Consider the following 15,638-nt stretch of genomic DNA (forward strand, 5'->3'; position numbering starts at 1 on the left):
ATTATCTGTGTTACGCTAGCAGGACGGATTCAGAAGGAAAGGTAGTATGATTATGATGAAAAATGCGGCGATTTTAAGTGAGGAATATTTCTTATCCTACTTTCGCCTGCTGATGAATACGCGCGGCTGTTCTGTAGAAGAAGCTTATCACCTCACAATTGAGCAGATTTTCGAAGGAGATATCAATCTCTTTGGCGAAGACACCAAAAAGAATTTCAAACTTGCTTATCAAGCAGTCAAAGGAAACTGATGCTTCCTGACATGCTCCATTTGACATTGAGAATGGTTATCAATTAAAATGGGAGCAGATGAAGGGAAGTGAATGAAGGTGGCAAGTGTACTGATAGCATTCACCAGTATGTCAGGCAATACAGAGGAAATGGCTGACATTATGGAACAGACGCTGGAAGAAAAAGGAGTCGAAGTGACAAAGCTCCAAATTGATATAGATCAGTTAGACGTTTTTACGATGACCGATTATGATGGTATCTTAATGGGCACCTATACATGGGGAGATGGAGATATTCCCTATGAAATAGAGGATTTCTACGATGAGCTGGATGACATCGAACTGGATGGAAAACCAGTGGCCCTTTTTGGATCCTGTGATTCCATCTATGCTAGCTACGGTGCTGCAATTGATACATTCCAGGAAAAATTCAAGGAGCGCGGAGCGGAAATCGCTCTTGAAACTCTGAAAGTCGACCTCTCTCCAGAAGACGAGGATATACGTAACTGTCAGGAATTCGCTGCTTCGTTTGCTTCTGTAATAGAGAAAGAACGCAGTTTATAAAAAGCAGTCTGCTTCAAGCAGACTGCTTTTTATTTTGTAGAAATGTGTTTACGAACTTTTTAAATTTTAAAGGGGATATGTAGAATAATGTCGAATAAATTCGGGTATAGAGACGGATAGGAGGCAGGACTATGGACATATTTCAAATACATACAAAGCACCACGATGATATGATTGATATTACTGACTCTATTCAGCGCTATATCCAATCAATTGGCATCCAAGAAGGAATAGCAGTCATCTCTTCTTTGCATACGACGGCGGGCATTACCGTTAATGAAAATGCTGATCCCGATGTAAAGCGGGATTTTCTTCGCAGGTTTAGGGAGATATATCCTTGGGAACAAGAACAGGATTTGCATGCGGAGGGAAATACAGCAGCACATTTGAAAACAAGTACCGTCGGACATGCTCAGACAGTGCTAATCTCTGAGGGTGAGCTCGTATTAGGAACATGGCAAGGTATTTACTTTTGTGAGTTTGATGGACCGAGAACAAGAAAATATGCAGTCCAAGTACTATCATCCGGAAAGGAAGGTGTATGATGGAACAGCTTTCTGTATGTGCCATGTGCGGGACGGTCCTTGATATACCGGAGAAGGGTGAATTGCTGATGCGTTCACCAGAATCATTCAGGAATTTATCGTCAGAAAATCCGCCTCGGCAAGAAGATACATATACGATTCTCCAATATTTCAGCTTACAGCAATTAGAGCAGATGCTCCTGTCCTTGCGCAGCCAAAGTATACCGGATGTAAGGTGTACCGTCGCCAAGAAAGTAACTAATAGCTATCCAATGGTATCTGTCGAGGAGCTGCTCCAACGTGTTCAATTTCCGCATTTCACAGACATTATTCACAAGGGAGCATTCCAGTCTTTCCTGCAGCCGATCGTTTCCATGAAGAATGAGGAAATATTCGGGTTCGAGCATTTGCTGCGGGCAGATAAACGGGAAGTCTCACCAGCTGCACTATTTAATTTCGCAGCAGAAGCAGGACTTACTTCTATGCTCGACCAGCGAGCGAGAAAGACTGCAGTCAGAAAAAGGGCACAGGAATCTATTCCCGATGGAGTAAAAAGCTTCATCAATTTCCTGCCATCAACCATTTATAATCCTGACTTCTGTCTAAGGCAGACATTCCATACAGTCGAACAATATGGAGTGGATCCGAAAGACCTTGTTTTTGAAGTAGTTGAGACAGAGAAATTGGATGACGTCGCTCGCTTGAAGCGTATCTTTAAACGGTACAAGCAAGAAGGAATGAAGGTTGCACTGGATGATGTAGGAGCAGGCTATTCCACGCTTGAACTGCTTAAAGAATTGGAGCCCGATTTTGTCAAGATTGACAGAGCATACATATCTTACTGCGACAGCGATACGCAGAAACAGGAATTTCTATTTAAAGTAATGGACGTTGCCCGCCTCCTTGGCACACAGGTGCTGGCAGAAGGAATTGAAAGGCAAGAGGAGCTTACTTTCTGTAAACAAATTGGAATGGATTTAGCGCAAGGCTACTTTATCGGGAAACCGAGTACCGAAGCTGTATCAGAAGATGTGCTGTTTCCTACCAGATAATAGATTCGTCCGAACCACCCCGTTATCAATCGGAATGTATACGATTGATAGCGGGGTTTTTAAACTTTATTAGAAAAATCGATCGAAATATTTTACATTTTTTTAAAAATAACTTCAAGTTCTGGAAAGCCGGCCGATATATTGAAAGTCATTATACGGTGGGAAATAGCTGTGTAATAGCTATCATCAGGGGGATACTGGAATGAAATTATTGAAAAATGTAAAAATCAGGACAAAAATGCTTATTTTAATCTTGGTCGGAGCTATTGCACTGGGAATTGTAGGAACATCTGGGATAATATATACCAGAGATATGGCAAAGGATGCCGAAATGATGTACAAGGAGAAGCTTCTCCCTAACTTGTCGATAAGTCAGATTCGAGTGAATAATAGATCGAACGATGCGTATGTATTGGAACTGATGCTTAATAAGGACTCTGCGAGAAATGACGAGTTAAGTGAAATGCTTTCACAGTCCAGTGCTCAAGTAGAGGAAGAACTAGAAAAACTGGAAAACAGCGGTATGTCAGCAAGAGGAAAAGAAATCTTAGAATCTTATAATAAAGAACGCAATAAATTAAATGACATTAGGAACCGAGTGCTGAAATTTGCATTGGTAAATCAAAATGATGATGCATACAATCTTTTTGTAGAAGAACAGATTCCGCAGCGTACAGTAGTAAATGATATTCTGCAAGAACTGCAGGACCAGAATACGAAGGAAGCAGAACAAACTTATGTGCAGGCAACTGAGGACGTAAGACTAGCTACCATAGTCTTATCTAGCGTCATAGGTGTAGCCTTAATACTGCTGATTACAATAGGAATCATTATATCGAAGCTTATCGTCTCTCCAGTGAAAGAGATGCGTATTTTATTGGGCAAGGCTGCAGATGGAGATTTCAGTTCGGATGGCACGCATCAATCCAAGGATGAGATCGGCGAACTGACGGCTTCTTATAATGCCATGGCAGATGGTATGCGGTCTATTATCCGAGTTGTGAATGATACATCCCAGCAAGTGGCTGCATCTGCAGAAGAACTGAGTGCAAGTGCGGAACAAAGCAGTTCGTCATCTGAACATGTAGCCAAAACGATTCAAGAGCTGGCAGAAGGTTCAGTCCAGCAGCTTGAGCTAGTTACAACTGCTACAGGGACAATGGGCAGTATGGGGCAGCATACGAGCAAGCTTGCTTCAAACGCTCAGAATGTTGAAGAGGCAGTACAAAAAACTTCTGAACTATCTATCCAGGGTGGGCATGCAATCAAGGATGTAAATGAACAGATGGAAACAATCACTTCCCATGTGCAGGAGCTTTCTGCATCGATCGACAGTTTGAACAAACGGTCTCGGGAAATCAGTGATATTACGAGCGTTATCACGGATATCTCCGCACAGACCAATCTTCTTGCGCTGAATGCCACTATCGAGGCAGCACAGGCTGGAGAGCATGGAAAGGGATTTGCAGTAGTCGCGGATGAGGTGCGCAAGTTAGCTGAGGAAACGAAGGGAGCAGCAGGACAAATTGCTGCTTTGGTTGACTTTATCCACCAGGATACGACTAAAACAATAGATTTGATGCAGCATGCAGCGGATGAAGTACAAGCTGGTACACGAGTTGTCGATCAAGCGGGCGGTTCTTTCCTTCAGATTGAAACTGCGGTAGCAGGTCTGGTGGATGAATTCAAAGAGGTGAGAGTTGCTCTGGAAGGTATGATTGCTGGTACAGATTCAGTCAATATGTCCCTTGGGGATGTGAACGAGGTCGCAGAAGAAGGAGCAGCTTCGACCGAAAGTGTGTCAGCTGCCACAGAACAGCAGCTGGCTGCCATGCAGGAAATTGCGGCATCATCCAGTTCTCTTGCATTTATGGCAGAGGAGCTTCAAACCGCTATTGCTCGTTTCCGTGTGTAAGTTAATTGGTTAGCAGATAGTAACCGATAAAGGATAAGATCAATAATAGAAAAACATATATCATCCATTTCATATGAACCCTCCTCTAAGAAGTAGACGGATACTTCCTGGAAAAGGGTTCATTTTTTTACATTGTTTGTAACCGAACTGCGCATACTAGTCGCAGTATGTACAAAGGAGGCAATGTAATGGATGCTTTTCAAGCAGGAGAAATCGTCTATGTAATTATCCGCAACCCCCATGCACAGGGTGTAGCCAATATACAAGAGGCTGCGGTCGTCCATAACCCGGAAAAGCCAGGGGAACTGGCTCTGTTTGTGTATGAAACCTATTATCCGCTCAATGATGAGGTGGCGGTTTATCAGGATCTCGGAGAGGCGGAAGAAGCATATGTATCCGCTTTTGGTTTAGCCGATGGAGGCTATTATGGTTAAGCCATTTGTACCGCAGCTTGTGTATATAGAGCCTAGGGCATTAGAGTATCCGCTCGGCGTGAAGCTGCGGAATAAATTCAGGGACATGGGTGTAGAAATACGCGAGACAACTTCCCATAATCAGGTTCGGAACCTGCCTGGTGATAATGATTTCCAGAAGTACCGTACTGCCAAATCAACGCTTGTCGTCGGCGTTCGGAAAACACTGAAATTCGATACATCGAAACCATCAGCAGAATACGCTATCCCATTTGCGACAGGCTGCATGGGGCATTGCCATTATTGTTACCTGCAAACGACGATGGGATCCAAGCCTTATATACGTACGTATGTGAATACGGATGAAATATTTGATGCGGCAGAGCAGTACATGCAGGAAAGAGCCCCGGAAGAAACACGGTTTGAGGCTTCCTGTACGTCAGATATCGTTGGTATCGACCATCTGACGCATACGCTGAAACATGCAATTGAATATTTCGGTCGATCCAAGCACGGACAACTGCGATTTGTAACGAAATTCGCCCATGTGGATCATTTGCTGGACGCTGACCATCAAGGACGAACGCGATTCCGCTTCAGCATCAATGATGATTATGTGATCAAATATTTTGAGCCAGGGACTTCCCGTTTGAAGGATCGAATCGAAGCTGCGGTGAAAGTAGCCGAGGCCGGGTATCCGCTTGGATTCATCGTCGCTCCGATTTATTTGCATGACGGCTGGCAGAAGGGCTATCCGGAAATGCTCGAGCATCTGGAAGCAGCTTTGCCTGAACATGCCAAAAAGAACCTGACATTCGAATTGATCCAGCATCGATTCACGAAGCCGGCAAAGCGCGTTATCGAGAAAAATTATCCGATGTCGAAGCTTGAGCTGGATGAAAGCAAACGGAAATATAAATGGGGGCGCTATGGCATCGGAAAATACGTCTACCAAAATGAGGAGCAAGAAGAAATAAAGGATGTCATAGGAAGCACAATCTATAAAATGTTCCCGCAATCAAGGATTGAATATTTCACTTGATTCATCGGTTGACAATCGCATCTGTGCATGTGATAGTTAAGAGGACAATTGAATTTCGAGGAAGTCCACTAGGGGTGCCATTTGGCTGAGATAAGAGTGATCTTTATCCCTTTGAACCTGATCTGGTTAACACCAGCGTAGGGAAGTGGAGCCGGATTCGTGTATTTTCTGCACACTTGACTATACGAGTCGCTCCATACTTCTGGAGCGGCTTTTTTATATGGCCGGCGCCATTCACCCTTCCGACGGGGCTTTCTCCAATAGGAGGAGAAAAACATGTTTTCTGCACAATTGAGAGAAGAAGCAAACCCGGTATTCGAAGCAATTTATGCACATCCTTTCGTAGAAGGAGTTGCGAATGGATATGTGCCGCGTGAGGCATTGATCCATTATGTGAAAGCTGACTATGAGTATTTGACAGCATTTGCCCGTATTTACGGTTTGGCAGTCAGTAAATGCGAAACCCGAGAAGAGATGGAATTTTATCAGTCTCAAATTCATTTTGTCCTGCACAGTGAGATTCATCCGCATAACGTCTTCTGCAAGGTAGCTGGTGTGCAATACGAGGATCTGCAGCGGATGACACCACCGCCTGCTGCTGACCATTATATTTCACACATGATGAACAGTGCCGTACAAGGAGATATAGGGGAGCTGATGGCGGCGCTGCTTCCTTGCCCATGGACGTATCAAGCGCTGGCGGCACATATTATCCAAACAAAGGCACCGGATGAATCCAATCCATTCCTGGAGTGGATTCAGTTTTATGCCAGCAGGGAAGACGGTATGCCGGATGTCACGTCAGAACTTAGCAAGCGACTGGACAAGTGGGCCGAGACAGCAGGAGCGGCTGCAAAGGAACGTGCACGGAAAGCTTTTCTTAAGAGCTGTATGCTGGAGTATAATTTTTGGGAGATGGCAGCCACACAGCAAGACTGGATGATCCCATTGAAAGGGGCGTCCATTCATGCCTGATATAAGGAGCGCTTTGACAATTGCGGGAACAGACCCTTCGGGAGGGGCTGGAATTCAGGCTGACTTGAAAACTTTCCAGGAGCTTGAAGTTTACGGTATGAGCGTTGTCACCTCCCTTGTTGCCCAAAATACGACAGGAGTACAGGCAGTGCATCATGTTCCAGGAGAATTTCTTGAACAGCAGCTGGAATCAATCTTCTCTGATATCCCCCCATCTGCTGTAAAAACCGGGATGATTGCATCAGAAGAGATGATGCGCTGCGTCGCTGCCGTTTTAATTAAATCAAAGACTGCCTATGTTATGGATCCTGTTATGTATGCTAAAAGCGGACATGCACTCATGGGAGAGGATTCCAGAGATGCATTGAAGAAACATCTTGTTCCACTCGCTGCCCTGATTACACCGAATATACCGGAAGCAGAGGAACTCACGGGTATTCGCATCGAAGATGAAAATAGCATAAAAACCGCAGCGAAAATGATTGTCCAGGAATATGGGGCTAAGGCTGTCCTGATGAAAGGCGGTCATATGGAAGGAGCATCTGCGTCAGACTGGCTCTACGACGGAAATAGCTTCACAGCCTACACAGCAGAACGTATACAGACAAAGCATACGCACGGGACGGGATGCACGTATTCTGCAGCGATAACAGCAGAACTGGCTAAAGGGAAATCTCTGCAAGAAGCAGTCCGGATCGGTAAAAATTTTGTGACAGACGCAATACGTTATTCGCTTCAGCTTGGAAAAGGGAATGGTCCGACAAATCATTGGGGGTATCGTCTGCAAGGTGTTCCAGTTCAGGAGGAACAGCATAATGAAGTATACTGATGTGATAAAGCAAGTCCGGGAAAGGAATCCATTGATTCACTGCATTACCAATCAGGTTGTCATAAACTTTACGGCGAATGGTTTGATCGCACTCGGAGCCTCTCCTGTGATGGCATCAGCAAAGGAAGAAGCCGCGCAGATGGTCCAGCATGCACAGGCGCTGCTATTGAACATCGGCACACTTGCCGCAGCAGATGTGGAAGCAATGATCCTAGCCGGAAAAGAAGCGAATAGGCTCGGGATACCGGTGATTTTCGATCCTGTCGGAGTAGGTGCCACGGCGTACAGAACAGAGACGGCCCGCCGCATATTGGCGGAGGTGGATGTCACTGTTATTCGCGGTAATGCAGGTGAAATATCCGTCCTAGGCGGAACTTCTGTCAAAGTGAAAGGTGTAGATGGATCCGATGATGGTATTTCACCAAGTATTGTGCAGCAGCTGGCCAGGGAATTGGATGCGATTGTGATTGCAACCGGTAAAATAGATATCCTTTCAGATGGGAACCATACGTATAGTGTAGCTAATGGGCATGAGATGCTAAGTAAAATAACAGGGTCCGGCTGCTTGCTCGGTGCCGTTATAGCGGCATGTGCAGGAGCAGCTGACAACGTACTGAAAGCTTGCATCGGTGCTCTTGCCTTTTATGGTATTGCAGCAGAGAAAGCGGCTAAGACAGTAAACGCTCCAGGCAGCTTTCAGGTTGCTTTTCTTGATCAGCTTTATTTGTTAGGAGATCAGGTGATTGATTCGGAGAAGGTGGAGCAATTCGAAGTGAAAACATAAAGGAACAATCAGCAGCGCATGCCTGCTGATTGTTGGATATCACTTTTCTGGATGAGGATGAGGGCCATGCCTGTGCGGTTTCGGAATGAAACCATCCTGCTCTAATTGTTTAAATCTTTGATCCAAATGCTTCTCGATTTGATCTGCTTTCTCTTCAGAGAAAACACCATATTCAACGTACTTCTCAATGATTCGTTTTTCCTGCTCTAATGCCTGTTTTTGCAAAGCTGCTATTTCTTGCTTCTGCTCTTCTGTCAGTACATCAGCGACAGCTTTGTCAGCCGCAAAACCGGCAGCTGGATTGGATATGACCAATCCGAAGCATAGAGCGATTACTACAGCCCCGGCTTTTATCCATTTCAATTTTATCATCTCCTTGTTCAAAGCTTGGGCTTACTTTACGCAGTTTTGGGATTGCTATCCATCTTCCACACTTTTTCCTAATTTAGGAGAAAGGAATTTTTGACCTGAGGAATGGGAACATGTTCAACACATAATGGGGATGTGGAATGTCTTAATTGGAAAAGGAGTTATACACATGAAAGAAGAATTGGAGCTATATTTCATCATGGGCAGTCAAAACTGTCAGGATAAGGACCCGGAGGACATACTGGAACAGGCGCTTGAAGCTGGAATTACCATGTTCCAGTTACGTGAAAAAGGGGAAGGGGCTAGGACTGGACAGGAGAAGAGACAGCTGGCTGAACGACTTCAGGCAAGGTGTCGGGCACATAGCGTTCCTTTCATTGTTAATGACGATGTGGATCTTGCGATTGCGATTGGTGCAGATGGCGTGCATATCGGACAAACGGACGAAGCGATGCAGCAAGTAAAGGCGCGCTGTCCAGAGCATTTCATTATTGGTGTGAGTGCTCAAAATGCCGAAGAAGCTAAAAAAGCAATTGAGGATGGAGCCCACTACATCGGTGTCGGGCCAATTGCCGCTACTCGCACGAAGATTGATGCCAAATTCCCGATTGGACTGACAGGACTGCGTGAGATTCGGAAACAAATTGGTGACTTCCCGATGGTCGCGATCGGGGGGATCAATCAGAAGAACGCCGAGGCTGTACGGCAAGCCGGAGCGGATGGTATTTCTTTCATTTCCGTCCTAACCAAAGCGGCTGATATCCAGCAGGCAGTAAATGAGCTGAAGATGGAAAAGGTGCACAAGTGAGTGCATCTTTTTTATTTTGTGGAATTAAAATGTAAGTATTTGGTCACAATTCGTTCTATACGCTATCTATATTCTCTTATACGATGAAAGAGACATTTGAAAATTGGAGTGGTAAATATGAAGAAGCCAATGTTGGTCTTGCTGGCATTGTTCTTATATATGCTGCCGCAGACTGTGTCCGCTCATGCAGTACTGACGGCATCGGATCCAGGACAAGGTGATATAGTGACAGAGAGTATGGATGCCTTCACTCTGACATTCAACTCGGATGTGGAGGATGTAGTAGAGACGGCAGTGACAGTCAACGGACAAGCACTAGCCACAGATTCTGCAGCCGTCGATGGGACGACTGTTACCGTCCCATTAACAGAGGAAATGATTGATGGGGATTATGAGCTCAGTTATAAGGTGATTTCAGCTGATGGACATGAAGTCGGTAACACAGTTTCCTTTACAGCAGAAGGTCTGACATCCAATGGGGAAAGTAGCGAACAGGAATCGGAAGATCAAAGTGAACAAAATACACAAGTGAACGAACAGGAGCAAACAGCTGCAGAGAAATCGCATGAAGAAGAAGATTCCGATTCAGGTTTTATCATAACGGGATTGGTGATCATCGTCTTACTTTGTGCCGCTGTTTTGTTCTTCACTTATCGTAAAAAGGACTAACTCACCGTGATTCTCGTTCCATTGTTAGAATTACTGTCGTATATCGCTTTTTCTTTTCTCGCTGGTCATCTTGTTTTCCGGTTTGTACGCAAGGAAGAAGCAGCAATCCGGACACCGCGAAGTGACGTATTAGCCGCTGCTGCTTCTGCTGCGCTAGTCACGAGCGGTCCTGTTATCAATCTCGTTTCTCTGATAGGTGCACAGAATGGATATGGGCATGCATTGAGCCAAGTATTATTCCAATTTACAGCTGGAAGAGTCTGGATCGGCATCTTCGTTCTGGCAATATTTGTCTGGCTGCTGATTTATTTCAACAAATTTCCGCTTCTCACGCTCATCCTGTTCCTAGGTATGCTTTTTCTTAGTGCCTATGGCAGCCATACAGCAACAGAGGGTGGGTTGATCGGTGCTTTTGCTCATTTCATCCATTTGGGTGCTGCTGTTTTTTGGGTCGGTGTACTGATTCATGTATGTTTTTATGCATCAGAACAATTCAGTTGGGAAAGTTTCCTGAAATGGTTTACGCCTTTCGCCATTTTGCTGGTAATGCTGGTAATGGCTAGCGGCATAACCGTCATGCTGTTCGCAATGGATATTCGAAACTACGGAAATGCGTTGATGCTGACGTATGGACAAATGCTGTTCTTGAAACATATCGTATTCATTCCAGTACTTGTATTTGCTGTCATTAATGGCATTCTTGCACGTAAAGCTCACCGTGATCCTGCATTTCGTCCGCTTAATTGGATCCGAGCCGAAGCAATCCTGCTGACGATTGTATTCATTTGCACAGCGATTGTTGGCACTTCTGCCACACCCGCCGATATTCCAGCGACCTTAAGCAATGAGGGTGCTGCTCCGATATTTGGCAGCATTTTCTCTAGTGTGACAGCTGAAAGTGTCGCAACCTGGCATTGGGGTGTGTTTGGGATTAGTTGCTTCATCGGATTTGGCCTATTTTTGACTAGTATCGTCTATCTTTTCAAAAAAAGAGCTGCAGCAAGCTTCGCATTGGCGGCCGCATTTGCTGCTTCGGCACTTTTGTACACTGCCATAATGACTAGTTTGCAATTTTAATAGATTCATATAACGGCATTATTCCACCTTTGATCACAGAAAGTTTCCGCTAGGCAAACATTCTGCAGCGAAAAGGAAATAGAAATTGGAATAATGTCTTTTTTTGTGCGCTGCTGTCGACTGTTTTCCCAATACATTTCCAAGTTAGCCTATGCTAGATTTACTGTAATAGTTTCTGAGAGTCTAGAAGGACAGATGACCGGACTCCACTTCAGTTACTATAAAATCTAGCGAGGTGATCGAATGAAAAGAAAACTGGTTAGTGTCGCTGCTGTCGCAATGATAGGGTTATCTGTATTCCAGCCGTTACAAGCATCAGCTGCTCCTGATGAAACGGCAAAGAATGAGGAAGTCCGCGTTCTCGTAAAGCAGAAGGACGGTGTGTTTTCCACCCAGGCTACAGACAAGGTCAAGGAAGAGCATGGCGTTCGCAACAGCTTCGGTAAGGAAGGGTTTACTACTGAGGTATCTGAAAAAGAGCTCAAGGAGCTAAAAGCTGATAAAGCTTTGGAAGTAACCGAAGTAAGTGTATATACGAAGCAGGAAGTGTCCGAGAAACGGGATGTGTCAGCACAAGCGGTATCTGACCGCACACCATGGGGAATTCAAGCAATTTATAATAATCCATCCATTACTAGTACAAGCGGCGGAAACAATATCAATATCGCTGTACTTGATACAGGTACTTCTGTCAATCACCCTGACCTTGCTGCCAATGTGGAGCAGTGTGTCGACTTTACCCAAGCATCCAGCGGACAAGTGAATGGGACTTGTGTCGATCGTGATGGGCATGGTACGCACGTATCTGGCTCTGCACTTGCCAACGGAGGAAATGGTTCAGGCATCTATGGTGTAGCACCGGAAGCAGATCTATGGGCATATAAGGTACTTGGTGATGATGGTCGCGGTTATTCCGATGACATCGCAAATGGAATCCGGAAAGCTGCCGATGACGGAGCAAACCGCGGCGAGAAAGTTGTCATTTCGATGTCGCTCGGCGGCGGCCAGGATTCTCTCATTTCCAGTGCAGTTCGTTACGCAAACAGCAGAGGTGCATTAGTCATCGCAGCATCTGGTAACTCTGGGCCGTATGAAGGCTCCATCGGCTATCCTGCTGCACTGCCGGAAGCTGTTGCAGTTGCCAACCTGGAGAACCGTCAGCAAAACGGTACATACCGAGTTGCTGATTCCTCCTCCCGAGGCTACAGTCGTACAGATGGTGATTATGTCATCCAGACAGGTGATGTGGAAGTTTCTGCTCCGGGATCAGCCATACTTTCCACTTATCCAGGGAACACATACGCGTCATTGACGGGTACATCCATGGCAACACCGCATATCTCTGGTCTGGCAGCAAAAATCTGGTCCGAGAACACTAGCCTGAGCAGCTCCCAAGTGAGACAGACATTGCAGTCACGTGCGCGTTCCAACGATATCCTTGGCGGCTATGGTGCTGCCAGAGGCGATGATTATGCCTCCGGTTTCGGATTCCCGCGTGTTCAATAATCTTTAGAAATGAATGAAGAAGGCTCCTCACGAGGAGCCTTCTTTTTTATAGCTTCTGAGGCAATTGCCATACAAGAAGACCAGAAATGCTAGCGATGCATCCGCCAAGTACAATTGTTAGCCCAACGCCGATCCACTCTGATAAGAGACCCGCGCAAACAGAGGCAACAGGAAGTAAGGTAAACGTAATGAAGCGGGATGTGGATTGGACGCGACCTAGTAAATGCCGTGGAGTATAGCGCTGCCGAATTGTTTTGATGATCGGGTTAACGGCACCAGCAGCTGCTGTTCCAACCATATTGAAGCAAGCTGTCAGCCAGATAGTTTCTGACAGACCGACGAAGATGATGGATAAACCGCCAATCACTTTGGCTGCGAATAATAGTTGTTTGTATGTAGAGAAACGATCAGCAAAGAAACCCAGAGATGTACCCAGAATGGCTCCGATTCCGCCAGAAGATAATACTATGCCAAGCAGCAAAGGGTCGTTTGTGAGTTGATTTACATAGATGACCAGCAAAACAATGAGAAATTGTATGCCGAAGTTGGAAATCAGTAAGATGAGGTTAGTGTACCAAATCTCTTTCTGTTGATAAATGAAAATGAATCCTTCCTTCAGCTCGTGTATGTAATGGGATATGGAGAATGTCTTAGAGCTGGTCGTTTGCTGTTCGTATGGCAGCAGGAGCACTAACCAAACGGCGAGCAGGGAAAGTCCGCTTACTGCTACTAAGCTGTAATGGATGCCGAAGAATAGAAGCGCGACACCACCGATGCTCGGTCCGATTACAATGGTAAGCTGAAAAAGAGCGCTTTCCAGACTATTGGCATAATGAAGCTGCCGATCGGCAACTAGATGTGGAATGGCAGTAAATTGAGCACCCTGGTAGAATTGACTGGCGAAGCCGATGCATATGGATATGATACAGACAAGCAGGAGACTTATCTGGTTTGTTACAGCGAATACACTCAGTAGCAGAAAACAGAGAAAGCGGGCAAGGTCAGCAATCAGAAGGACATGCTTCCAGTTTGTACGGTCGAGAAAAGGACCGATAAGAGGCTGCAGCAGCATCGTCGCCCGCTCTGCAGCTATTGCAATCGTAACGGCGATAGTGGAAGAGGTAACCTCAAGTACTAGCAGCGGCAGCAGGATGCTGTATACTTGTCCAGCCATAGAAGCCATTGTGGTGCTCATCATCAGGCGTGATAGCGGATGGGTTAGCGTGATTTTCTGTACAGTCATGTAATCACTCTTCCAAAAAGGTTCGCAGTTCATGATCCAGGGAAGCAATACTTTCCTTATTTGCGTAGTAAGCCTGTTTATCTGACTCGATAAGTCCGGCGGATTTGAGCATCTTCAAGTGATGGTGCAGTGTTGATTTTGCGACGGGAAGCTGCTCTGCTAATTGCTGCAGTGTTTGTTCACCTTCCATCAATCGTTTCAGCAAGTTAAGTCTGGTTGCATCACCTAATGCCTTGTACTTTCTTACAAGCATCGTATCCGGATTATACCTGTTGTCTGGATCGATGCTATTGGCATGGATGGGATAATAGAAAACCTTTGTAGCAGGCAGATCCGCACTGATGGTCCATGGTCTGTAGTGGAAATGGGGAATAAACAGTATTGTATCAATAGCATCATCTGGCTTGTAGCTTGTACTATTTACCACCCAGCGTATAAAGGTCAGTTTATCCATTGCGGGCAGCTTTTGTTCTTTATTTGCGACGTCTCGCTCCAGCATACCCAGTAAAAGCCTATCCTGCGGTTTGATCACTTCTTCGAACCATTTCTTCATAACGGAAATCAAATGTTCTTTCAGGGAAGGGATATCTGCATTGACAATAAAAGCGATATAATTCGGAAAGAAAGGGTTATCTGCAGTAACTTCTCGCAAAGTGGTCAGTGAGCTTTCACTACCTTGAGCAGCCTGCATTCGGTGCTTTTCGAATGCGCTGCCGATATAGGGAAGACTTTGTTCCCGTAATGTCTGGTCAGGCATGTTTGAAACCTCAGCTGTCCATTCCTCCAAGGTTCTGGCGTTTGAGTAGTGCAGCAGCTGAAGAAGCGTCTTCCAGGTGTTGCAGTGATGGACTTCGTGCAGTTCGTGCTGTAGCTCATTCGAAAAGCCATTTTCAGGATCATTCCACATCTTTTCCACATGCTCGAGAGTCCCGGCCAAAGAAGCATTCGTGACAGCGGCAATTCCTAAAGCAGCTTCCCATAGTAACGATTTTTCAAAACAAATGGTATAATCATATTTTGCTTTAAAGCCTGTCTGAATTATCTGCATATCTATCACCTCAAGAATAATTCTATATTAATAGAATGTTATATTCAATAAAATTCGAATAAAGGGGAAAATAAATGCTAAACTATCATCGTGCATTTGGTGTTTATGCAGTTATACATAAAGAGAAAGATTTGCTTGTTATCCATAAAGGAAGCGGCCCTTATATCAATCGTTACGACTTGCCAGGTGGAAGTCTGGAAAGCAGGGAGGGATTGCTGGAGGCTGTCATCCGTGAAGTGAAGGAAGAAACTGGAATGACTGCAGCGGTGAAAAAGCAGATTGGTGTTATCGATTTCAAGCTTCCGTGGCAGTGGAAGGACTTTACCCATGTACACCATACAGCTGTCTTATATACAGCAGAGGCATCTGGCAAATTGCATATACCGGAGCAGTTTACAGGGCAGGATGCGAGAAGGGCAGAATGGGTCTCTATTCCTAATTTATCCATTACGAACAGCTCACCTTTGGTCATGCAGGCGGTTAAATGGCTATTGTCGTCTGAATTGCCATTAGAAACAATCACCTATTCAGAGTGGGAAATCAAAGAGGAGAGTTTCCTGGAAGGAGATCAGGGTATTAGATAAGGAAAAA

At 45.2% G+C, this 15,638-nt stretch carries 18 protein-coding genes and 1 riboswitch; of the genes, 15 read left to right on the plus strand and 3 right to left on the minus strand.

Features of this window, described 5'->3' with window-relative positions; translation table 11 throughout:
• Nucleotides 1-46 precede the first annotated feature (46 nt).
• From CHH91_RS13505 to thiM, 10 genes are all read left to right on the plus strand, one after another.
• Complete coding sequence (locus CHH91_RS13505) at nt 47-250, plus strand: hypothetical protein (RefSeq protein WP_095223984.1); 204 nt, start codon at nt 47-49, stop codon at nt 248-250.
• 78 nt (nt 251-328) lie between these two features.
• A complete protein-coding gene (locus CHH91_RS13510) occupies nt 329-793 on the plus strand; it encodes a flavodoxin (RefSeq protein ID WP_095224082.1) in 465 nt (154 codons plus the stop codon).
• 131 nt (nt 794-924) lie between these two features.
• Nucleotides 925-1,338 (plus strand): secondary thiamine-phosphate synthase enzyme YjbQ, encoded by a 414-nt coding sequence (locus CHH91_RS13515; RefSeq protein ID WP_095223985.1) that lies wholly within the window; start codon nt 925-927, stop codon nt 1,336-1,338.
• Nucleotides 1,338-2,369 carry an EAL domain-containing protein gene (locus tag CHH91_RS13520; protein WP_286160783.1) on the plus strand — a complete coding sequence of 344 codons (1,032 nt, stop codon included), beginning with the start codon at nt 1,338-1,340 and terminating at the stop codon, nt 2,367-2,369. The genes CHH91_RS13515 and CHH91_RS13520 overlap by 1 nt, the downstream gene beginning before the upstream one ends.
• Before the next feature lie 202 nt (nt 2,370-2,571).
• Nucleotides 2,572-4,284 (plus strand): methyl-accepting chemotaxis protein, encoded by a 1,713-nt coding sequence (locus CHH91_RS13525; protein WP_095223986.1) that lies wholly within the window; start codon nt 2,572-2,574, stop codon nt 4,282-4,284.
• 188 nt (nt 4,285-4,472) lie between these two features.
• Nucleotides 4,473-4,718, plus strand: coding sequence for a transcriptional regulator SplA domain-containing protein (locus tag CHH91_RS13530; protein WP_038557971.1), 246 nt, complete (start codon nt 4,473-4,475; stop codon nt 4,716-4,718).
• On the plus strand, nt 4,711-5,739 hold the full coding sequence (splB, locus tag CHH91_RS13535; RefSeq protein ID WP_095223987.1) for a spore photoproduct lyase: 1,029 nt from the start codon (nt 4,711-4,713) through the stop codon (nt 5,737-5,739). The genes CHH91_RS13530 and splB overlap by 8 nt, the downstream gene beginning before the upstream one ends.
• Nucleotides 5,740-5,799: 60 nt before the next feature.
• A riboswitch (TPP riboswitch) is annotated at nt 5,800-5,900 on the plus strand.
• Nucleotides 5,901-6,015: 115 nt separating this feature from the next.
• Nucleotides 6,016-6,714 (plus strand): thiaminase II, encoded by a 699-nt coding sequence (gene tenA, locus CHH91_RS13540; RefSeq protein ID WP_095223988.1) that lies wholly within the window; start codon nt 6,016-6,018, stop codon nt 6,712-6,714.
• The gene (gene thiD / locus CHH91_RS13545; RefSeq protein ID WP_095223989.1) at nt 6,707-7,543 is read left to right on the plus strand and encodes a bifunctional hydroxymethylpyrimidine kinase/phosphomethylpyrimidine kinase; all 837 of its coding nucleotides are present in this window, start codon (nt 6,707-6,709) and stop codon (nt 7,541-7,543) included. The genes tenA and thiD overlap by 8 nt, the downstream gene beginning before the upstream one ends.
• On the plus strand, nt 7,530-8,327 hold the full coding sequence (gene thiM / locus CHH91_RS13550) for a hydroxyethylthiazole kinase (RefSeq protein ID WP_095223990.1): 798 nt from the start codon (nt 7,530-7,532) through the stop codon (nt 8,325-8,327). Before thiD ends, thiM begins: the two co-directional genes overlap by 14 nt.
• 39 nt (nt 8,328-8,366) lie before the next feature.
• On the opposite strand, the gene CHH91_RS13555 is transcribed toward thiM, so the two are convergent.
• Nucleotides 8,367-8,690, minus strand: a complete 324-nt coding sequence (locus tag CHH91_RS13555) for a YckD family protein (RefSeq protein WP_176465793.1) — start codon at nt 8,688-8,690, stop codon at nt 8,367-8,369.
• A gap of 175 nt (nt 8,691-8,865) precedes the next feature.
• Here CHH91_RS13555 and thiE point away from each other — a divergent pair, with 175 nt between their 5' ends.
• From thiE to CHH91_RS13575, 4 genes are all read left to right on the plus strand, one after another.
• Nucleotides 8,866-9,504 carry a thiamine phosphate synthase gene (gene thiE, locus CHH91_RS13560; RefSeq protein ID WP_095223992.1) on the plus strand — a complete coding sequence of 213 codons (639 nt, stop codon included), beginning with the start codon at nt 8,866-8,868 and terminating at the stop codon, nt 9,502-9,504.
• Between the two features lie 117 nt (nt 9,505-9,621).
• A complete protein-coding gene (locus CHH91_RS13565; protein WP_095223993.1) occupies nt 9,622-10,173 on the plus strand; it encodes a copper resistance CopC family protein in 552 nt (183 codons plus the stop codon).
• Between the two features lie 6 nt (nt 10,174-10,179).
• Nucleotides 10,180-11,250, plus strand: coding sequence for a copper resistance D family protein (locus tag CHH91_RS13570; RefSeq protein ID WP_095223994.1), 1,071 nt, complete (start codon nt 10,180-10,182; stop codon nt 11,248-11,250).
• A gap of 243 nt (nt 11,251-11,493) precedes the next feature.
• Complete coding sequence (locus CHH91_RS13575) at nt 11,494-12,756, plus strand: S8 family peptidase (RefSeq protein WP_095223995.1); 1,263 nt, start codon at nt 11,494-11,496, stop codon at nt 12,754-12,756.
• Between the two features lie 46 nt (nt 12,757-12,802).
• Here the strand turns inward: CHH91_RS13575 and CHH91_RS13580 are convergent, their stop codons facing one another.
• Nucleotides 12,803-13,999, minus strand: a complete 1,197-nt coding sequence (locus tag CHH91_RS13580; RefSeq protein ID WP_176465794.1) for an MFS transporter — start codon at nt 13,997-13,999, stop codon at nt 12,803-12,805.
• A gap of 4 nt (nt 14,000-14,003) precedes the next feature.
• Nucleotides 14,004-15,047 (minus strand): ArsR/SmtB family transcription factor, encoded by a 1,044-nt coding sequence (locus CHH91_RS13585; protein WP_095223997.1) that lies wholly within the window; start codon nt 15,045-15,047, stop codon nt 14,004-14,006.
• Between the two features lie 74 nt (nt 15,048-15,121).
• Between CHH91_RS13585 and CHH91_RS13590 the strand changes: the two genes are divergently transcribed.
• Nucleotides 15,122-15,631: an NUDIX hydrolase gene (locus CHH91_RS13590; RefSeq protein WP_095223998.1), complete on the plus strand. Its 510-nt coding sequence runs from the start codon at nt 15,122-15,124 to the stop codon at nt 15,629-15,631.
• The last annotated feature ends 7 nt before the right edge of the window (nt 15,632-15,638 follow it).

This window comes from Virgibacillus sp. 7505 (genome assembly GCF_002272135.1).
Classification (GTDB): Bacteria; Bacillota; Bacilli; order Bacillales; family Amphibacillaceae; genus Terribacillus.